Raw genomic sequence first — 20,394 nt, 5'->3', positions numbered from 1 at the left:
AAGACTGTATGGATAATCGACCAATTGGTTTTTTGGATTCGGGTGTCGGGGGCTTGACCGTTGTTCGTGAGCTCATGCGCCAGCTTCCCCATGAAGAAATCGTCTATATTGGAGATTCGGCGCGGGCACCCTATGGTCCCCGTCCTGCTGAGCAAATCCGTGAATATACTTGGCAGTTGGTCAACTTTCTCTTGACCAAGGATGTCAAGATGATTGTCATTGCTTGTAACACTGCGACTGCGGTCGTCTGGGAAGAGATCAAGGCTCAACTAGACATTCCTGTCCTAGGTGTGATTTTGCCAGGAGCTTCGGCAGCCATCAAGTCCAGTCAAGGTGGGAAAATCGGAGTGATCGGAACCCCCATGACGGTCCAATCAGACATCTACCGTCAGAAGATCCATGATCTGGACCCGGACTTACAGGTGGAAAGTTTGGCCTGTCCCAAGTTTGCTCCCTTGGTCGAGTCTGGTGCCTTATCAACCAGTGTCACCAAGAAAGTGGTTTATGAAACCCTGCGCCCCTTGGTTGGAAAGGTGGATAGCCTGATTTTGGGTTGTACCCATTACCCACTCCTTCGCCCTATCATCCAAAATGTTATGGGACCAAAGGTTCAGCTCATCGATAGTGGGGCAGAGTGTGTACGGGATATCTCGGTTTTGCTTAACTATTTTGAAATCAATCGTAGCCGAGATGCGGGACCTCTTCAACATCATTTTTACACAACAGCCAATAGCCAAAGTTTTGCCCAGATTGGAGCAGAATGGCTGGAAAAAGAGATTCATGTGGAGCATGTAACTTTATGACAAACAAAATTTATGAATACAAGGATGACCAGGACTGGTATGTCGGTGTCTGGGATGTCTATGGAGGCATCTATAGCCTCATCAAAGATCCTCTCGAGCTTGAGTTTATGGATTTGGCTCGGATTTTTCGTGACGAAGAAAATGGCTTTCCGATTACGATAACGGTGATGCGCTGGTCTTCTAACTTTCGTCTGCTCTCTTTTATCGTTGAGATTTTAAATGCAGAGGCAGGTCGCAATCTAGAAGTCATCCAACGTCAGGGAGCCTTGCTCTTGATAGAAAATGGGCAACTCCTGCATGTAGAATTGCCTAAAGAAGGAGTCGATGTAGAAGCCTTCTTTGAAACTAGCAAGGTTAGAGAAACTCTGCTCATTGCGACTCGTAACGAGGGCAAGACCAAGGAATTCCGAGCTATCTTTGACAAACTAGGCTACGATGTGGAAAATCTCAATGACTATCCAGATCTGCCTGAAGTAGCTGAAACAGGTATGACCTTTGAAGAAAATGCCCGCCTGAAAGCAGAAACCATTTCAAAATTAACAGGCAAGATGGTTTTGGCAGATGATTCTGGTCTCAAAGTCGATGTCCTCGGTGGCTTGCCAGGAGTCTGGTCAGCCCGTTTTGCAGGAGTGGGGGCGACTGATCGTGAAAACAATGCCAAGCTCTTGCACGAATTGGCCATGGTTTTTGAGCTAAAGGACCGCTCGGCTCAGTTCCATACGACCCTAGTTGTAGCTAGTCCAAATAAGGAAAGCTTGGTTGTTGAAGCTGACTGGCCAGGTTATATCAACTTTGAACCCAAGGGTGAAAATGGCTTTGGTTATGATCCCCTCTTCCTTGTAGGAGAGACAGGTAAATCCTCAGCAGAGCTAACCCTTGAAGAAAAAAATAGCCAATCCCACCGTGCCTTAGCCGTTAAGAAACTTTTGGAGGTATTTCCATCATGGCAAAGCAAACCATCATTGTAATGAGTGATTCCCATGGCGATAGCTTGATTGTCGAAGAAATCCGTGACCGCTATCTGGGTAAAGTCGATGCCATTTTTCACGATGGTGACTCTGAACTCCGTCCCGATTCTCCGCTTTGGGAGGGCATCCATGTCGTCAAAGGCAATATGGACTTTTATGCGGGCTACCCAGAACGTTTGGTGACTCAACTTGGTCCGACTAAGATCATCCAGACGCATGGACACTTGTTTGACATCAATTTCAACTTTCAAAAGTTGGACTACTGGGCTCAGGAAGAAGATGCCGATATCTGTCTCTATGGTCACTTGCATGTGCCAAATGCTTGGATGGAAGGAAAGACACTCTTTCTCAATCCAGGCTCCATCAGCCAACCACGAGGGACTATCAGAGAATGTCTCTATGCCCGTGTGGAGATTGATGACAGCTGTTTCAAAGTAGACTTTCTAACACGCGATCACGAGGTTTATCCAGGCTTGTCCAAGGAGTTTGCTCGATGATTGCCAAGGAATTTGAAGCATTTTTACTGGATCAGGAAGAGACTTTCCTTACCCCTGCCGAGAATCTAGCAGCCTTGATTGATACCCATAATGCTGACCATGCGATTTTAGTGCTGAGCCAAATCACCTATACCCGTATCCCTGTTGTGACCTTTGACAAACGCTTTGTCGGAACCATTGGTCTGAGAGATATTTTGGCTTATCAAATGGAGCAGGGTTTGACGGATGAGCAGATGGCAACGACAGATATCGTCAATATGACCAAGACAGATGTGGCAGTCGTCGCTCCAGACTATAACATCACAGAGGTCCTCCATAAACTGGTAGATGAACCTTTCTTGCCAGTGGTAGATGATGAAGGAATTTTCCAAGGAATTATCACGCGCAAGTCTATCCTCAAGGCTGTCAATGCCCTCTTGCATGACTTTAGTAAGGAATATGAGATTCGATGCAAATGAGAGATAGGATTTCAGACTTTTTAGAGGGAAAGCAGGGTTTGTCTGCCAATTCCAAGCAGTCCTATAGGTATGATCTGGAGCAATTTTTAGACATTGTAGGTGAGCGGATTTCCGAGACTAGTCTCAAGATTTACCAAGCCCAGCTAGCCAATCTAAAAATCAGCGCCCAAAAGCGGAAACTTTCGGCCTGTAACCAATTTCTCTACTTTCTCTATCGGAAAGGAGAAGTGGACAGTTTTTACCGTCTGGAATTAGCCAAGCAAGCTGAAAAGAAGACTGAAAAACCAGAGATTCTAAACCTAGCCTCTTTTTGGCAGGAAAGTAATTATCCAGAGGGTCGCTTACTAGCGCTCTTAATTCTAGAAATGGGACTCTTGCCTAGTGAGATTTTAGCCCTCAAGGTTGCAGATATCAATCTGGATTTTCAGGTGTTGCGAATTAACAAGGCTTCCCAACAGAGGATTGTCACCATACCCACGACCTTGATTCCAGAGCTAGAACCCTTGATGGGGCAGACCTATCTCTTTGAAAGGGAAGAGAAAGCCTATTCTCGTCAGTGGGCTTTTCGACAGCTGGAGTCATTTGTCAAGGAGAAAGGTTTACCAACCTTATCAGCCCAAGCCTTGCGGGAACAATTCATTCTAAGACAGATAGAAGAGAAGGTCGATTTGTACGAAATTGCAAAAAAACTAGGATTAAAAACAGTCCTGACCTTAGAAAAATATAGATAATGGATATTAAATTAAAAGATTTTGAAGGGCCCCTGGACTTGCTCTTGCACTTGGTTTCTAAGTATCAGATGGATATTTACGATGTGCCCATCACAGAAGTCATCGAACAGTACCTAGCCTATGTCTCAACTCTGCAGGCCATGCGTCTGGAAGTGACGGGCGAGTATATGGTCATGGCTAGTCAGCTGATGCTGATCAAGAGTCGCAAGCTCTTGCCAAAGGTAGCAGAAGTGACAGACTTAGAGGATGACCTAGAGCAGGATCTTCTCTCTCAAATCGAAGAATACCGCAAGTTCAAACTCTTGGGTGAGCACTTGGAGGCGAAGCACCAAGATCGGGCCCAGTACTATTCCAAAGCGCCGACAGAGTTGATTTACGAGGATGCGGAGCTTGTACATGACAAGACGACCATTGACCTCTTTTTGGCTTTTTCAAATATTCTAGCCAAGAAAAAAGAGGAATTCGCTCAGAATCACACGACCATCCTGCGCGATGAGTATAAGATTGAGGACATGATGGTCATCGTAAAAGAGTCCTTGACTGGACGAGACCAGTTACGTTTGCAGGATTTGTTCAAGGAAGCCCAGAATGTCCAAGAGGTCATTACCCTCTTTTTGGCAACCTTAGAGTTAATCAAAACCCAAGAACTGATCCTCGTGCAAGAGGAGAGTTTCGGAGATATCTATCTCATGGAAAAGAAGGAAGAAAGTCAAGAGGCACAAAGCTAGACTTGATAGAGAGGAAAGATGAGTACTTTAGCAGAAATAGAAGCGCTCTTGTTTGTAGCAGGTGAAGATGGGATTCGGGTCCGTCAGTTGGCTGAACTCCTATCACTTCCATCGACAGGCATCCAACAGAGTTTAGAAAAATTAGCCCAGAAGTATGAAGAAGACCAAGAGTCGAGTCTGTCCCTGATTGAGACAGGTGGTGCATATAGATTGGTCACCAAGCCTCAATTTGCAGCGATTTTGAAGGAATACTCTAAAGCTCCCATCAACCAGAGTTTATCTCGGGCTGCCCTTGAGACCTTGTCCATCATTGCTTACAAGCAACCGATTACGCGGATAGAAATTGATGCCATCCGCGGAGTTAACTCGAGTGGGGCCTTGGCAAAGTTGCAGGCTTTTGACTTGATACGAGAAGATGGGAAAAAAGAAGTGTTGGGTCGCCCCAACCTCTATGTGACTACGGATTATTTCCTAGATTACATGGGAATTAACCATTTGGAAGAACTGCCAGTGATTGATGAGCTTGAGATTCAGGCGCAAGAAAGCCAATTGTTTGGTGAAAGGATAGAAGAAGATGAGAATCAATAAATATATTGCCCACGCAGGTGTGGCCAGTAGGAGAAAAGCAGAAGAGCTGATCAAGCAAGGCTTGGTGACGGTCAACGGCCAAGTGGTGCGTGAACTAGCAACGACCATCAAGGCTGGCGACAAGGTTGAAGTTGAAGGCCAACCTATCTACAACGAAGAAAAGGTCTACTATCTGCTAAACAAACCGCGCGGTGTGATTTCCAGTGTGACAGACGACAAGGGTCGCAAGACTGTTGTCGATCTCTTGCCCAATGTCAAAGAACGCATTTACCCTGTGGGGCGTTTGGACTGGGATACATCAGGTGTCTTGATTTTGACCAATGATGGGGACTTTACGGATGAGATGATTCACCCCCGTAATGAGATTGACAAGGTTTATGTTGCGCGTGTTAAAGGTGTAGCCAATAAGGAAAATCTCCGCCCCTTGACCCGTGGTCTTGAGATTGATGGCAAGAAAACCAAGCCTGCTGTCTATGAGATTCTCAAAGTAGATCCAGTCAAAAATCGCTCTGTGGTGCAGTTGACCATCCATGAAGGGCGTAACCATCAGGTTAAAAAGATGTTTGAAGCTGTCGGTCTTCAAGTGGATAAGTTGTCTCGGACACGTTTTGGGCACCTAGACTTGACAGGTCTTCGTCCGGGAGAATCCCGTCGCCTTAATAAAAAAGAAATCAGCCAACTACACACCATGGCGGTAACCAAGAAATAATGAAACGAATTTTAATAGCGCCTGTGCGCTTTTACCAACGTTTTATCTCACCAGCCTTTCCACCCTCTTGTCGTTTTGAGCCTACTTGTTCAAACTACATGATTGAAGCTATTGAAAAACATGGCTTTAAGGGTGTTTTGATGGGCTTGGCTCGGATTTTGCGTTGCCATCCCTGGTCGAAAACAGGTAAGGACCCCGTCCCAGACCACTTTTCACTCAAACGAAATCAAGAAAAAAAATAACCCAACATCAGATGATGTTGGGTTTTCTTGCTTATTTCAACGCTTTTTGAGCGTCTTCAATCATGAGTTTAGTTGATTCAAGTCCGCCACCACTTAGATACCAGAGGTCTGGTGTTAGTTGGATGATTTTACCGTTTTTAGCAGCAGGAGTTTCAGTGATGAGGGCATTTTCTAGGACGCCATCGTTACTAGAGTTGTCACCACCGATGGCAAGGGTACGGTTGATAACAAAGAGGATGTCAGGATTGATTTCTTTAATGCTTTCAAAGCTGACTTCCTGACCATGGCGTGAGTCTTCAAATTGAGTGTCAGTTGGCTTGAATTTCAAGGTTTGATACAAGAAAGAGAAACGAGATTGGGCACCAAAGGCGGCCATTTTTCCTTCGTTGAGGAGGATAGCAAGGGCTTTTTTGTCAGAACTTTCATTCTTAGTAGCGACTTCTTGGATACTCTTGTCTAGGTTGGCCAATTCTTCCTTGGCTTTCTGTGTACCTGTTTCACCGAAGGCGGCAGCTAGTGATTGGATGTTGGTTTTAGTTGAAGTCCAGTAGTCTTCTTTTCCTGTTTCAAAGAGGACGGTTGGAGCGATTTCTTTAAATTTATCTACGAATTTTTGGGTACGTGGAGAAGCAATGATCAAATCCGGTTCAAGAGCAGCAATGGCTTCTAGGTCTGGCTCAACCATGGAACCCACATTGTTGACATTTCCCGCAAGATCTTTTAGGTAAGTCGGAACAGTTTTTGTAGGCATTCCGACGATATTCTTTTCAAAACCTAAAGCGCGAATAGTATCCGCAGCGCCGAGGTCAAAGGTCACAATCTTTTCAGGAACCTTTGAAAGTTTGACCTCATCTAGTGAACTTTTAATGATTACCTCTGTTGGAGCAGAGCTACTTGTCTCTGTCTGCTTCGTAGTTTTAGTTGTACTACATGCACCAAGTAGGAGCAAGAAGCTAGCCGCTAGGGCAGTGAGATAAAGTTTAAGGGATGTTTTCATGATTTCTCCTTTTTAAAATGTGATAACGATGTAGGGGGGCTCTTAGATAGGCTTGTTAGCTAAGAGACAGAGGTTTCTCTAACATGAGTTCAGAATAGCTAGCTATAGATACAGATCTTTTTGCCATTGATATCAGCCAGAGTGATGGGAATCTCATAGAGTTTACTGAGCAGGTCAGCCTGCATGATTTGGGCAGTCGTTCCCTTGCAAAAGACTTGACCGTCTTTAAAGGCAACAATTTCATCCGCATACTGGCTAGCCATGTTGATATCGTGGAGGACGATGATAATGGTTTTGCCAAGTTCCTCCACCAGTCGCCGAAGGATCTGCATCATGCTGACACTTTGCTTAATATCGAGATTATTGAGCGGTTCGTCCAGCAAGATAAAGTCCGTATCCTGAGCCAGTACCATAGCGATAAAGACACGTTGGAGCTGTCCACCAGACAGGCTATCGATGTAGCGGTCTTTTAAGTTGGTCAGTTCCAAATAGTCCAGAGTTTCTCGGATTTTTTCCCAGTCTTCTGCTCTCAGACGTCCTCGGCTGTAGGGAAAACGTCCAAAACTGACCAGTTCTTCAACGGTTAATTTGGCTTGGTAATTGATCTTCTGCTTTAGGATAGTGAGCTCTTTGGCCAGTTCTTGCGAATTCCAACTCTCGATTTCACGGCCTTTGATACTGAGGATTCCTTGATCCTTCTTGGTCAGTCTGCTCATAATGGAGAGGAGAGTTGATTTTCCAGCACCATTTGGACCAATGAAGGCTGTCAGTTTCTGAGGACTGACTTCAAGCGAAATGTCTTGCAAAATATCCTGTTTTTGAATGGATTTGTCAATGCTTTCCAGTTTCACCGACGTGCCCTCCTGTAAAGTAAGATAAAGAATAAGATACCTCCAACACTCTCGATAATCATGCTGATGCGAATTTCTAGTGCAAAGACTCGTTCGATCAGGGCTTGCCCCAAGGTCAAACTAATAAATCCAATCAGAATGGCTACGATAAAGAGCAACTTGTGTCGATAATCTTTGACAATCAGGTAAGTGAGATTGGCCAGCATAAAGCCGAAGAAGGCCATAGGCCCTACCAAGGCAGTCGCTGTTGAGGTCAAAAGCACGATGCCCCAGAGGAGTTCTCTCTGTTCTTTTTCAACATCGAGTCCCAGTATCTGAGCCGTTTCTCTTTGCAGGTGCAAGACATCCAGAATGACTGCTTTTCGAAAGAAAAAGATTGTCAAAGCGAGGATGATCAAAGAACCGCTGGCTAGGATGGAAGTGTTGAGATGTTGAAAGGAGGCAAAGAGACTGTTCTGCAGTTTATCGTATTCATTTGGATTCATCAGGACTTGGAGGAAGGTACTGATATTTCGAAAGAGACTTCCGATGGCTAGACAGATTAGCAGGATGAAGACCAGATCTTGTTTCATCAGCTTTTTCAAGTAGCCTTGTAAGGCGAGAAAGAAGAGGGATTGAAGCAGAAGCAAGGCCAGAAATTCTAAGATTGGAGACTTCCCAAGCTGAAGAAATTTGCTCTCAAAAACCAGTAGCAGGGTTTGTAGCAAGACATAGAAGGATTCGATTCCCAAAATACTTGGCGTTAGAAAGCGATTTTCCGTCAGCGTTTGAAAACTAATGGTCGAAATCCCTGTCACGATGGCTACCAAGAGATAAACGATGATTTTTTGGGAACGCAGCTTCCAGGCAAAGGCAGACAGGTGGCTAATAGGCCAAAAGTATAGGAGACAAGCTCCGATGGCCAGAATAATGAGAAGCCAGAAGAGCTTGGTGTGTTTGCTTTTAGACTGCATCTTTTCGTCCTCCTCTCCAGAGAAGTAGGATAAAGACGAGGCTACCGATGATTCCTAGTAGGAGACTGACAGACAGCTCATAGGGCCGAATCAAGACTCGAGAGAGGATGTCGCAGGCCAGAACCAGATTGGCGCCGACCAGTGCGACCATGAGTTTGGTTTGGCTCAGATTATCTCCATAGTGCTTGCGGACAAGATTGGGAACGATGACCCCGAGAAATGGCAAGGCACCCACGGTAATCATGGTGACACTTGTCGTTAGTGCCACTAGAAAGAGGGCCAGCTTTTCAAGTAGGGAGTAGGAAATCCCTAAACTCTCGCTGGTTTCCTTGCCCAGATTCATGATGGTAAAGGTTTGGGATAATTTCCAAACGGCTATCAGGATAATGAGGCCTAAGAAGAGCCACTCATACTGATGGGTCTGAATCATGGAGAAGGAGCCCTGGGCCCAAGCAGTCATACTCTGAACCAGATTGAAACGATAGGCGATAACTTCTGTGATAGAACCGATAATCCCACTATAGATGATCCCAATCAAGGGCAACATCCACCTTTCCTTTACAGAAAAAATAGTCATAAAAGCAAGGAAGAAGAGAGTAAATAAGATGGATGAGCCAAAAGCAAAGAGCATTTTTTGGGTCAGACTCGCTGATGGAAAGACAAAGAGGCTCAGCACCATTCCCAGTTTGGCGGCTTCAGTCGTTCCAACTGTGCTCGGAGCAGCAAATTGATTTTGAGTAATGGTCTGCATGAGGAGTCCTGCCATGCTCATACTGGAGGCTGCAAGGAGAATGCTAATGGTTCTTGGAAGACGCGACTCTTGAAAGAGAAGCCAAGTCTGTTGGTCAAAAGCAAAGAATTTTTCCCAAGAAAAATCACTGGTTCCAATGCTGATAGAGAGAAAGACCAAGAGTAGAAGTAAGCCAGTTAAATAATGAGAAAGTTTCATACCCCGTCCTTTCATGTAGATTTGGTATAAAAATACCCTTGGAGATAATGTAACACGATTTTTTTAATCTGTCAATAAATTTTCTGACAATTTAATGTAAAAAGAAAGAAAAATTCCTGAAATAATATCTGCCCCTCTCTTTTATTGGAAAACTGAGTAAAACCAATCTACCTTCCCACTACCCTTCTCCTATAAAAAGTGGTAAAATGGAGGACAGAAAGAAGGAACTGATATGACAACATTATTTTCAAAAATCAAAGAAGTAACAGAGCTTGCTGCGATCTCAGGTCATGAAGCACCTGTCCGGACTTATCTTCGTGAGAAGTTGACACCGCACGTGGATGAAGTAGTGACAGATGGCTTGGGTGGTATTTTTGGTATCAAGCATTCAGAAGCTGCGGATGCGCCACGCGTCTTGGTCGCTTCTCACATGGACGAAGTTGGTTTTATGGTCAGCGAAATTAAACCAGATGGTACCTTCCGTGTCGTTGAAATCGGTGGCTGGAATCCAATGGTAGTCAGCAGCCAACGCTTCAAACTCTTTACTCGTGACGGTCGTGAAATTCCTGTGATTTCAGGTTCTGTCCCGCCACATTTGACACGTGGAACAGGTGGACCAACCATGCCAGCTATTGCCGATATCATTTTTGATGGCGGTTTTGCGGACAAGGCTGAAGCAGAAAGTTTTGGAATCCGTCCAGGTGACACCATTGTCCCTGATAGCTCTACTATCTTGACAGCCAATGAAAAAAATATCATTTCGAAAGCTTGGGATAACCGCTACGGTGTTCTCATGGTAAGCGAGCTTGCAGAAGCCCTTTCAGGTCAAAAACTCGGAAATGAACTCTATCTTGGCTCCAATGTCCAAGAAGAGGTTGGTCTTCGTGGCGCTCATACTTCTACAACTAAGTTTGACCCAGAAGTCTTCCTAGCAGTTGACTGTTCACCTGCTGGTGATGTCTATGGTGGCCAAGGCAAGATTGGAGATGGAACCTTGATTCGCTTCTACGATCCAGGTCACTTGCTTCTCCCCGGCATGAAGGATTTCCTTTTGACAACGGCTGAAGAAGCTGGTATCAAGTACCAATACTACTGTGGAAAAGGCGGAACGGACGCAGGAGCAGCTCATCTGAAAAATGGTGGTGTCCCATCTACAACTATCGGTGTCTGCGCTCGTTATATCCATTCTCACCAAACTCTCTACGCGATGGATGACTTCCTAGAAGCTCAAGCTTTCTTGCAAGCCTTGGTGAAAAAATTGGATCGTTCAACGGTTGATTTGATTAAAAATTATTAAAGAATAAGAGAGGTGCTCGGAATGGCGGAAGCAAATCTAGAAAGCTTAATAAAAGATCTCTACAACCATGCTCGTCAGGGCTTGAGTGAAGATTTAGTTGCTGCTCTCCTAGAGACTGCTAAAAAACTACCAACTACAAATGAGCAATTACTAGCAGTCCGTCTCTCAGGACTGGTCACCCGTGAATTACTCACCAATCCCAAACACCCAGCACCTGAACTGATCAACTTGGCGCGCTTTATCAAAAGAGAAGAAGCCAAGTACAGAGGCACTGCAGTTTCTGCTATCATGTTTGGAGAACTCTTTAAAATGCTTTGATTCCACTGTGAATCAAAGCATTTTTTTATATGTCAGAAAAGACATTCTTGATGAGGAGAAGAAAAAAGCCACCCCATTCAGGATAGCTTCTTGTTTATTAAATTTGTTCAGCGATGACCTTTTCAGCTAGGTTCATAGCATGGTCAGATACACGAGTGTAGTGAGAAATGATGTCGATAAAGTTGACCCCAGCTTGTGTTGAGCACTCACCCTTGTTAAGGCGTTTGATATGGGTTTTTCTGAGAATACGTTCCATATTGTTGATTTCTTTATGGCGTTCAATCAGACTTTGAGCTTTTTCAATATCATTGTTTTCCACACTATCAAGGGCATCTTTGATAAATGCAGTAGTTTTTTGATAGATATCAGCTAATTCCTCTAGAGCAGCTTCAGAGAAATGAACATCTTTGCGTTGGAGATAGTCTGTTAGGTTGAGCAACCCTTCTGCGTGGTCTCCAATCCGTTCTAAATCACGAGATGAATCCAGAATGTTGGTCAACACTTCACTTTCTTTCTGACTTAAGGATTCGCTTGAGAGCCTGATGAGGTAACGAGTGAGTTTTTCATCAATGGTATTGATGGCTTCCTCTGTTTTGTGCCCTTTTTCAGCTACCTTTTCATCCAAAGCGATGATATAGGTATAAGAAAGGTCAAAAGCTTTGGCTGCATAGTTCCCCAAGTGCAAAAGTTCTTTTTTGGCATTTCCTAGAGCGATAGAAGGAGATTGTTGGATAAGTTGTTCGTCGAGATAAAGAGGCTCGTACTTGACAACCTCGTCTTCACCAGGGATAAGCTTGGTTACAAAGTAGGCCAAGGCTCCGATGAATGGAAATTGTACAATGGTATTACTTACGTTAAAGGCACCGTGCGAGAAGGCAATGGTCATCTCAGGTGAGAGGTGAAGGAGTGCCTGGAAGTACTCAATCATAGCAGTGAAGGGGCCTAATAAGATTAAGCAGAGAATAGTCCCTAAAACGTTAAAGGTAACGTGGGTTGCTGCAACCCGTTTTGCAGAGATGTTTGCTCCAGCAGCTGCTAGGATAACAGTTAAGGTTGTCCCGATATTATCCCCGAAGAGAACTGGTAGTGAACCTTTAAGGTCAAGGAAGTTACCTGCATAGAGACCTTGCAAAATCCCAATTGTCGCAGAAGAGGCCTGAATGAGGACGGTAATCACTGCACCAGCTACCACTCCTAAAATAGGATTTTGTCCCAAGGTCACCATATATTCCTTGAATTGTGGTAAATCTTTAAGAGGACTCATACCAGCACTAATGAGGTTGAGAGCGTAGAAGATCCCCCCCACACCAAACAGGATGCGCCCGATATTATTTGCTGTTCGATTTTTTGTAAAGAAGAGGAACATGGTTCCAAGGAAAATCAAGGGCAAAGCATACTCACCCAATTTGAAACCGATGATAAAGGAAGTAACAGTGGTTCCAATATTGGCTCCCATGATAATTCCGATAGCCTGTCTAAGAGTGAGAAGACTAGCGCTGACCAGCCCAACCGTGATAACTGTAACCCCTGTACTTGACTGAATGAGGGCAGTCACGACAATCCCGACTAGAACACCTAAAAAGGGATTGCTAGTGTACTTGTCAATGTAAAAACGAAGGCGATCTCCAGCAGCTTGTTGCAAACCGTCTCCCATGGTCTTGATACTGTATAAAAACAGTCCTAGACCTCCTAAAAAGTGAAATAAAATTTCCTGCCAATTAATGGACATTTCTTTTTCCTCCGAAAAATAATAACGGAATTTCTCCTATTCTATTTTAAAGGATAATAGGAAATCCCACAAGTGTTTTCTTGATATTTTAGTAAGAAATCGCTAACTTTTTTAAATTTCTTCCTTAAATAGTATTCTTACCTCAAGTATAAATGTCTGCAAGGATTATATCCAAATTTAACTGTTTTTTATCCTAGTTATAGTTTATGCGTAAAATAGATTGACAACGCTTTCATATAAGATAGAATGAAGATAATCCTGTTCTGATGATTGATTGTGGGAACAGTTACTTTTTTGTTCTATTAGGAGGATAAGATGAAAGATCTATTTTTTGAAAAACGTTGCCGTTACAGTATTCGTAAGCTGTCGATTGGGGCTTGTTCCTTGATGATTGGTTCAGCTTTATTTGCGAGTCCAGCTCTTGCCGAACAGGTTGCTGTACCTGAGACAGTTGCTAATACGAGAGCTCAAGCGACAAGTGCGAGTGAAACTTCTAATCCAGACACTGCAGCTATCGAAAAACAATTATCGGAAACTGAAAACAAAGTAGCTGAGCAACCAATTTCAGAAAACACTCCAGCAATAACTAATCTAGTTAATGAAAAAGAAGAAGCGAAACCAGCTCCGACAGAAACAGCTGAAAAACCAACTGATAAAGAAGGAGTCAAGCCTGAGGAAGCTCCTCAAGTGGTTGACAATAAAGCCGACAAACCAAGTTTAGCAGACGTTCCTAAAAATGAAGAGAAGAGTCTCCGACCAAAAGAAATCAAGTTTGATACTTGGGAAGATTTGTTGAAATGGGAACCGGGTGCGCGTGAGGACGACTCCATTAACCGTTCCTCAGTTGAGCTTGCCAAGCGCCATAGAGGTCAGCTGGTTAATGAAAAAGCAAGCAGAAGAGCCCAGGTTCAAGCACTAGCAAATACCAATTCAAAGGCCAAAGACCACGCTTCTGTCGGTGGAGAAGAATTCAAGGCCTATGCTTTTGACTACTGGCAATACTTGGATTCAATGGTCTTCTGGGAGGGCCTAGTCCCTACTCCAGATGTCATTGATGCAGGGCACCGTAATGGTGTGCCCGTTTATGGAACACTTTTCTTCAACTGGTCAAATAGCATTGCTGACCAAGAGAAATTTGCCGCTGCTTTGAAACAAGATGAGGATGGCACCTTCCCTATCGCACGAAAACTCGTCGATCTCGCTAAGTACTACGGATTTGATGGCTATTTTATCAACCAGGAGACAACGGGTGAATTGGTAGCACCTCTTGGTGAAAAAATGCGCCAATTCATGCTCTATACAAAAGAATACGCAGCTAAAGTCAACCACCCAATCAAGTATGCTTGGTACGATGCCATGACCTACAAATATGGTCGTTACCACGAGGATGGTCTTGGTGATTACAACTACCAGTTTATGCAAAAAGAAGGAGACAAGGTCCCTGCGGATCAATTCTTTGCTAACTTCAACTGGAATAAGGAAAAGAATGACCACTCCGTAGAGATGGCAAAATGGCTAGAACGTAGCCAATATGATGTCTTTGCAGGCTTGGAATTGCAACAAGGTGGTTCTTATAAGACCAAAGTCAAATGGGATGCCCTCTTAGATGAAAAAGGCAAGTTGCGTTTGTCGTTAGGACTTTTTGCACCAGATACGATTACCAGTCTAGGAAAAACAGGCGAAGACTACCACAAGAACGAAGATATCTTCTTTACAGGCTACCAAGGAGATCCAACGGCTCAAAAACCAGCGGACAAAGAGTGGTATGGGATTGCTAATTTAGTTGCGGACCGGACACCAGCAGTAGGACGCACCTTCACTACCTCTTTTAATACAGGCCACGGTAGAAAGTGGTTTGTAGACGGCAAAGTTTCTAAGGATTCTGAGTGGAACTACCGTTCGGTTTCGGGTGTCTTGCCAACATGGCGCTGGTGGCAGACTTCGACGGGGGAAAAACTTCGTGCGGAATATGACTTTACAGATGCTTATAATGGTGGTAACTCCCTTAAATTCTCAGGTGATGTAGCTGGTAAGACTGACCAGAATGTGAATTTGTATTCTACCAAACTAGAAGTGACTGAAAACACCAAACTTCGTGTTGCTCACAAGGGAGGAAAAGGCTCTAAAGTTTATATGGCCTTCTCTACGACTCCAGACTACAAATTTGAGGATGCAGCTGCATGGAAAGAACTGACTCTTTCTGATAATTGGACAAATGAAGAATTTGACCTCAGCTCACTAGCAGGTAAAACCATCTATGCAGTCAAACTCTTCTTTGAGCATGAAGGAGCTGTAAAAGATTATCAGTTCAACCTAGGTCAATTAACAATTTCAGACAATTACCAAGCGCCACAAGCGCCGACAGGCCTCTCTGTAGTGAAGCAATCTCTTAAGAACGCCCAAGAAGCTGAAGCAGTGATCCAGTTTGCGGGTAACCAAGATGCCGATTTCTATGAAGTCTACGAAAAAGATGGAGATAACTGGCGCTTATTGACAGGATCATCTGCTTCCACTATCTACTTGCCAAAAGTTAGCCGTTCTGCTAATGCGACTGGTAGGACTCAAGAATTGAAAGTCGTTGCAGTTGGTAAAAATGGACTTCGTTCTGAAGCGGCGACGGCATCCTTTAACTGGGGGATGACAGTTCAGGATACAACTCTCCCAAGACCTTTAGCTGAAAATATTGTTCCAGGTGCAAAGGTTATTGGTAGCACTTTCCCAAATACTGAAGGTGGAGAAGGTATTGAAGGTATGTTGAACGGTACGATTACAAGTCTGTCAGACAAGTGGTCTTCAGGACAATTGAGCGGTAGTGTCGATATTCGTTTGACCCAACCACGTCGTGTTGTTAGATGGGTCATGGATCATGCAGGAGCCGGTGGTGAGTCTGTTAACGATGGTTTGATGAATACCAAGGACTTTGATCTTTATTATAAAGATGCAGATAGTGAATGGAAACTAGCTAAGGAAGTCCGTGGCAACAAAGCGCACGTTACAGATATCACTCTTGACAAACCAATCACCGCTCAAGACTGGCGTTTGCATGTTATTACATCTGATAATGGGACACCTTGGAAAGCTATTCGTATCTACAATTGGAAGATGTACGAAACCTTGGACACAGAAAGTCAAAATATTCCAATGGCTAAGGTAGCTGCCCGTTCACTTGGAAACCATCAAGTTCAACTTGGTTTCTCTGATGTTCCAGCGGGTGTAACTATCACCGTTTACGACAAGGCAGATTCACAAACACCGATTGCAACCTTGAAGTCTGAAAATGGTGGCGACTTGGCAACAGCACCATTAGCATTTGACAAACAACCAACTCTCCTCTACTATCGTACCCAACTACCTGGCAAAGAAATTAGTAACACCTTGGCAGTAGCGATTCCGCAGGATGAGAGAAAAATTGCTGCAGTTAGTCTTGAAAAAGGGCCTAAGAAGACAGTTTATAAAGAGGGAGAAAAACTTGACCTTAGAGGCGGCACTCTCCGTGTTCAATACGAAGGGGGACAAGCTGATGAGCTGATCAACCTTACTCATTCAGGTGTGACAGTATCTGGCTACAACGCTCATCAAAAAGGGGAACAGAAGCTCACAGTCAGCTACCTTGGACTTCCGGTTACTGGTGACTTAAAAGTACAAGTGACTGGTCAAGATGAAGGAAAACCAAAGGAAGTAGCAGGTCTGTACATTACTCAGAAACCGAAAACGGACTATCTAGTAGGTGATCAACTGGATCTTGCAGAAGGTCGCTTCAACGTTCTCTATGATGATGAGACAGAAGAAAGTCATGCCTTCACAGATCAAGGTGTTGAAATTACGGGCTACGATGCTCAAAAGACTGGCCGTCAAACCTTGATCTTGCATTACAAGGGGCATACAGCTGAGTTTGATGTCTTGGTTTCTCCAAAAGCAGCTGTCAACGATGAGTACCTCAAACAAGAAATCACTGCTGCCCAAGGCCGTCAGTCAACCCTTGTCTACTCCTTCTCAAGTGAGGACAAACAAGCAGCGCTAGTAGAGAAGCTCAATGCAGCGAAAGCAGTAGCAGAAAACCACAATGTTAGCCAAGAAGAAGTCAACCAGGCTTTGAATGAGTTGAAACAAGCAGGAGCAGACCTGGATGGGAATCAACGTTATCAAACTGCTAGAGAAGAATTGGAAGGTTTGCTCGAATCCGTCCGTGAAAAAGATCCTAAAGCTGAGTTGATTGAACAAGCAGAAGCTTTGTTAGCTTCACAAACGCCAACTCCACAAGCTTATGCGGACATGAAAGAAAAGCTGAATAAGAAACTAGCTCCTGCAGAAGAAAGCCACCATGTTGGTAGCATGGATCCAAATGAAGTGGCTCCAACGGTTGAGGCCCTTCCTGAACTGGTTGTTGAAACTGAAACAAAAGCCTATGAACGCCAAGAACGACCAAATGCCGACCTTCTCAAAGGCCAACGCCGTGTTGTGCAAGCTGGAGTTGAAGGTCAAGTTCGTCACTTTGTAGAAGTGGATGCCCAAGGCAAACGCACTCTACGTTCGACTGAGGTTGTTAAGGAAGCAATCCCAGAAATCACTGAAGTTGGGACAAAAGTTCTATCAAGCAAGCAACCAGATGAAGGTGTGAAAGATTTAGTTCTAGAAACTCCGAAACTGGAAATTGAAGAGGGGACAGTTTCCTTCGAACGTCAGGAACGACCAAATGCAGCCCTTCTCAAAGGCCAACGCCAGCTAGTTCAAGCAGGAGTTGAAGGCCAAGTTCGTCGCTTTGTAGAAGTTGATGCTCAGGGCAAACGCACCCTTCATTCTATTGAGGTTCTCAAGGAAGCCCTTCCAGAAATTGTTGAAGTAGGAACGAAAGAGGAGCAAGTCTCACAAACAAGGGATCAAGCTCTTTCAGCAGCACCATCAAAAGTTGAAGAAGTAAGTAAAGAGCTGCCAAATACAGGAGCGACAAGAGATGCTAGTCTAGTAGCGCTGGGACTTCTCGGAGTAATGAGTGGCTATGGACTTGTAGCTTTGAAAAAGAGAGAAGATTAATCGGATTTAGAATTCTTGGATCTTCTCATATAAAACTAAAAATAAGGTTTGACTGCAGAACGGTCAAACCTTGTTTTAATTACTTATTTGATGAGGTCTTTTTAGAGTTTATTTAAAAAATACTAGTTTCAGTTGCAATAAAGAACTCGAAAAGTTTAGGGTTTTGCTATCTCTTTTGTTGATTTTGTGATATAATTAACACGTATAAAAAAAGAAGGAGTCATATCTAATGGCAAAATTGACTGTTAAAGACGTTGACCTGAAAGGGAAAAAAGTTCTCGTTCGTGTTGACTTCAACGTACCTGTTAAAGATGGCGTGATTACCAATGACAACCGTATCACTGCAGCTCTTCCAACTATCAAGTACATCCTTGAACAAGGTGGACGTGCAATCCTCTTCTCTCACCTTGGCCGTGTAAAAGAAGAAGCAGACAAAGTTGGTAAATCACTTGCTCCTGTAGCTGCTGACTTGGCTGCTAAATTGGGACAAGAAGTTAAATTTATCCCAGGTGTTACACGTGGTGCTGAATTGGAAGCCGCTGTTAACGCTCTTGAAGATGGACAAGTTCTCTTGGTTGAAAACACTCGTTTCGAAGATGTTGATGGCAAGAAAGAATCTAAAAACGATCCTGAACTTGGTAAATACTGGGCATCACTTGGAGATGGCATCTTCGTAAACGATGCATTCGGTACAGCTCACCGTGCACACGCATCTAACGTAGGTATCTCAGCAAACGTTGAAAAAGCAGTTGCTGGATTCCTTCTTGAAAACGAAATTGCCTACATCCAAGAAGCTGTTGAAGCTCCAGAACGTCCATTTGTAGCTATCCTTGGTGGTTCAAAAGTTTCAGACAAGATCGGTGTTATCGAAAACTTGCTTGAAAAAGCTGATAAAGTTCTTATCGGTGGTGGGATGACTTACACATTCTACAAAGCACAAGGTATCGAAATCGGTAACTCACTTGTAGAAGAAGACAAATTGGATGTCGCTAAAGCTCTTCTTGAAAAAGCAAACGGCAAATTGATCTTGCCAGTTGACTCAAAAGAAGCAAACGCATTTGCAGACTACACTGAAGTAAAAGACACTGAAGGTGAAGCAGTAGACCCAGGATTCCTTGGTTTGGATATCGGTCCTAAATCTATCGCTAAATTCGACGAAGCTTTGACTGGTGCCAAAACAGTTGTATGGAACGGACCTATGGGTGTATTTGAAAACCCTGACTTCCAAGCTGGTACAATCGGTGTCATGGACGCTATCGTGAAACAACCAGGCGTGAAATCAATCATCGGTGGTGGTGACTCAGCTGCCGCAGCTATCAACCTTGGTCGCGCAGACAAGTTCTCATGGATCTCTACAGGTGGTGGAGCATCAATGGAACTCCTTGAAGGTAAAGTTCTTCCAGGATTGGCTGCACTTACAGAAAAATAAGCTTTCTTAAATGAAACGATGAAAAGAGGAACTCTGTTTCCTCTTTTTTTATAGTCTAAATTAAAAACGCTTCCGATTGATTTTGGCTCATAAAATCAACTAAATTATGATAAAATGGAAATAGAAAGTTGAGATTATGAGTTATTTTAAAAAATATAAATTTGATACGTCACAGTTCAAGCTTGGTCTACGAACCTTTAAAACCGGAATTGCTGTTTTTCTAGTCCTCTTAATCTTTGGTTTTTTTGGCTGGAAGGGACTGCAAATAGGGGCTTTGACAGCAGTCTTTAGTTTGCGAGAAAGCTTTGATAAGAGTGTTCATTTTGGAACATCACGTATCTTAGGAAATAGCATTGGCGGTTTTTACGCCCTTGTCTTTTTCCTCTTAAATACCTTATTTCAAGAAGCCTTTTGGGTAACCTTATTAGTTGTTCCGATTTGCACCATGTTAACCATTATGACAAATGTTGCCATGAACAACAAGGCGGGAGTTATCGGTGGTGTAGCAGCTATGTTGATTATTACCCTATCAATACCGAGCGGAGAAACATTTTTGTACGTGTTTGCTCGTGTATTTGAAACTTTTATGGGAGTTTTTGTCGCAATCCTTGTAAATTATGATATTGAGCAACTGAAACTCTTTTGGGAGAAAAAAAGAAAATAATGTTACATTTTGTGACATTATTCGTTGACGTTTGTCTTTTTTTAGATTATAATAGACAGGAAGAAGGAAATTGTAAATGAAGGAAAGAGAGTTTCGCCGAAATATGGCTGTTTTTCCTATCGGCAGTGTTATGAAATTGACCGATCTCTCGGCGCGTCAGATTCGTTATTACGAAGATCAAGAGTTGATAAAGCCTGATCGAAACGAAGGGAACCGTCGCATGTATTCGTTGAATGACATGGATCGTCTACTTGAAATCAAAGATTATATCTCTGAAGGTCATAATATTGCTGCGATTAAGAAAAAATATGCTGAACGGGAGGCGAAGTCCAAGAAAGCCGTGAGTCAGACGGAAGTGCGTCGCGCACTTCACAATGAACTCCTCCAGCAGGGACGCTTTGCTTCAGCGCAGTCACCCTTTGGTCGCGGTTAGGCAATCGCAAGTAGTCATA

20 protein-coding genes are annotated in these 20,394 nt (G+C 43.7%); 15 read left to right on the top strand and 5 right to left on the bottom strand.

The features are described from left to right. Nucleotides 1-8 precede the first annotated feature (8 nt). The 9 genes from racE to yidD are packed head-to-tail and all read left to right on the top strand — an operon-like array spanning nt 9 to nt 5,724. Nucleotides 9-803, top strand: a complete 795-nt coding sequence (gene racE / locus BLS46_RS04430) for a glutamate racemase (protein ID WP_084974343.1) — start codon at nt 9-11, stop codon at nt 801-803. Next, the gene (locus BLS46_RS04425) at nt 761-1,771 is read left to right on the top strand and encodes a nucleoside-triphosphate diphosphatase (RefSeq protein WP_373878966.1); all 1,011 of its coding nucleotides are present in this window, start codon (nt 761-763) and stop codon (nt 1,769-1,771) included. The genes racE and BLS46_RS04425 overlap by 43 nt, the downstream gene beginning before the upstream one ends. Next, the gene (locus tag BLS46_RS04420) at nt 1,747-2,268 is read left to right on the top strand and encodes a metallophosphoesterase (RefSeq protein ID WP_084945797.1); all 522 of its coding nucleotides are present in this window, start codon (nt 1,747-1,749) and stop codon (nt 2,266-2,268) included. The genes BLS46_RS04425 and BLS46_RS04420 overlap by 25 nt, the downstream gene beginning before the upstream one ends. Then, nucleotides 2,265-2,726, top strand: coding sequence for a cyclic-di-AMP-binding protein CbpB (gene cbpB / locus BLS46_RS04415; RefSeq protein WP_084974340.1), 462 nt, complete (start codon nt 2,265-2,267; stop codon nt 2,724-2,726). The genes BLS46_RS04420 and cbpB overlap by 4 nt, the downstream gene beginning before the upstream one ends. Beyond that, nucleotides 2,723-3,457, top strand: a complete 735-nt coding sequence (xerD, locus tag BLS46_RS04410; RefSeq protein WP_306806748.1) for a site-specific tyrosine recombinase XerD — start codon at nt 2,723-2,725, stop codon at nt 3,455-3,457. The genes cbpB and xerD overlap by 4 nt, the downstream gene beginning before the upstream one ends. Then, a complete protein-coding gene (locus BLS46_RS04405; protein WP_000351888.1) occupies nt 3,457-4,185 on the top strand; it encodes a segregation/condensation protein A in 729 nt (242 codons plus the stop codon). The genes xerD and BLS46_RS04405 overlap by 1 nt, the downstream gene beginning before the upstream one ends. 18 nt (nt 4,186-4,203) lie before the next feature. Further along, nucleotides 4,204-4,773, top strand: coding sequence for an SMC-Scp complex subunit ScpB (gene scpB, locus BLS46_RS04400; protein WP_084974335.1), 570 nt, complete (start codon nt 4,204-4,206; stop codon nt 4,771-4,773). Next, nucleotides 4,760-5,482 (top strand): pseudouridine synthase, encoded by a 723-nt coding sequence (locus BLS46_RS04395; protein WP_001222214.1) that lies wholly within the window; start codon nt 4,760-4,762, stop codon nt 5,480-5,482. Before scpB ends, BLS46_RS04395 begins: the two co-directional genes overlap by 14 nt. Next, complete coding sequence (yidD, locus tag BLS46_RS04390) at nt 5,482-5,724, top strand: membrane protein insertion efficiency factor YidD (protein WP_093585900.1); 243 nt, start codon at nt 5,482-5,484, stop codon at nt 5,722-5,724. Before BLS46_RS04395 ends, yidD begins: the two co-directional genes overlap by 1 nt. 31 nt (nt 5,725-5,755) lie before the next feature. Here yidD and BLS46_RS04385 read toward each other — a convergent pair whose 3' ends face one another. The 4 genes from BLS46_RS04385 to BLS46_RS04370 form a co-directional block, all read right to left on the bottom strand. After that, entirely contained in the window at nt 5,756-6,721 is a 966-nt protein-coding gene (locus tag BLS46_RS04385; RefSeq protein ID WP_093585898.1) for a siderophore ABC transporter substrate-binding protein, read from the bottom strand. A 98-nt stretch (nt 6,722-6,819) separates the two neighbouring features. Next, on the bottom strand, nt 6,820-7,572 hold the full coding sequence (locus BLS46_RS04380) for an iron ABC transporter ATP-binding protein (RefSeq protein ID WP_093585896.1): 753 nt from the start codon (nt 7,570-7,572) through the stop codon (nt 6,820-6,822). After that, a complete protein-coding gene (locus BLS46_RS04375; protein WP_093585894.1) occupies nt 7,569-8,525 on the bottom strand; it encodes an iron chelate uptake ABC transporter family permease subunit in 957 nt (318 codons plus the stop codon). Before BLS46_RS04375 ends, BLS46_RS04380 begins: the two co-directional genes overlap by 4 nt. Continuing rightward, complete coding sequence (locus BLS46_RS04370; protein ID WP_180364051.1) at nt 8,515-9,474, bottom strand: ABC transporter permease; 960 nt, start codon at nt 9,472-9,474, stop codon at nt 8,515-8,517. The genes BLS46_RS04375 and BLS46_RS04370 overlap by 11 nt, the downstream gene beginning before the upstream one ends. A gap of 232 nt (nt 9,475-9,706) precedes the next feature. On the opposite strand from BLS46_RS04370, the gene pepA reads away from it, so the two are divergent. Then, entirely contained in the window at nt 9,707-10,771 is a 1,065-nt protein-coding gene (pepA, locus tag BLS46_RS04365; protein ID WP_093585890.1) for a glutamyl aminopeptidase, read from the top strand. A gap of 21 nt (nt 10,772-10,792) precedes the next feature. Next, nucleotides 10,793-11,089 (top strand): bacteriocin immunity family protein, encoded by a 297-nt coding sequence (locus BLS46_RS04360; RefSeq protein WP_093585888.1) that lies wholly within the window; start codon nt 10,793-10,795, stop codon nt 11,087-11,089. A 97-nt stretch (nt 11,090-11,186) separates the two neighbouring features. On the opposite strand, the gene BLS46_RS04355 is transcribed toward BLS46_RS04360, so the two are convergent. Beyond that, nucleotides 11,187-12,818 (bottom strand): Na/Pi cotransporter family protein, encoded by a 1,632-nt coding sequence (locus BLS46_RS04355; RefSeq protein WP_093585886.1) that lies wholly within the window; start codon nt 12,816-12,818, stop codon nt 11,187-11,189. 315 nt (nt 12,819-13,133) lie between these two features. On the opposite strand from BLS46_RS04355, the gene BLS46_RS04350 reads away from it, so the two are divergent. The 4 genes from BLS46_RS04350 (at nt 13,134) to glnR (ending at nt 20,375) form a co-directional block, all read left to right on the top strand. Continuing rightward, a complete protein-coding gene (locus tag BLS46_RS04350; RefSeq protein WP_093585884.1) occupies nt 13,134-17,849 on the top strand; it encodes an endo-beta-N-acetylglucosaminidase in 4,716 nt (1,571 codons plus the stop codon). 229 nt (nt 17,850-18,078) lie between these two features. Further along, complete coding sequence (pgk, locus tag BLS46_RS04345) at nt 18,079-19,278, top strand: phosphoglycerate kinase (RefSeq protein WP_084945802.1); 1,200 nt, start codon at nt 18,079-18,081, stop codon at nt 19,276-19,278. Between the two features lie 136 nt (nt 19,279-19,414). Further along, complete coding sequence (locus BLS46_RS04340) at nt 19,415-19,942, top strand: FUSC family protein (protein ID WP_093585882.1); 528 nt, start codon at nt 19,415-19,417, stop codon at nt 19,940-19,942. A 76-nt stretch (nt 19,943-20,018) separates the two neighbouring features. Then, complete coding sequence (gene glnR, locus BLS46_RS04335) at nt 20,019-20,375, top strand: transcriptional repressor GlnR (protein WP_061409632.1); 357 nt, start codon at nt 20,019-20,021, stop codon at nt 20,373-20,375. Nucleotides 20,376-20,394 lie beyond the last annotated feature (19 nt).

The organism is Streptococcus sp. NLAE-zl-C503, assembly GCF_900104285.1.
Taxonomy (GTDB): domain Bacteria; phylum Bacillota; class Bacilli; order Lactobacillales; family Streptococcaceae; genus Streptococcus.
This window is presented reverse-complemented; position numbering and strand designations above follow the sequence as displayed.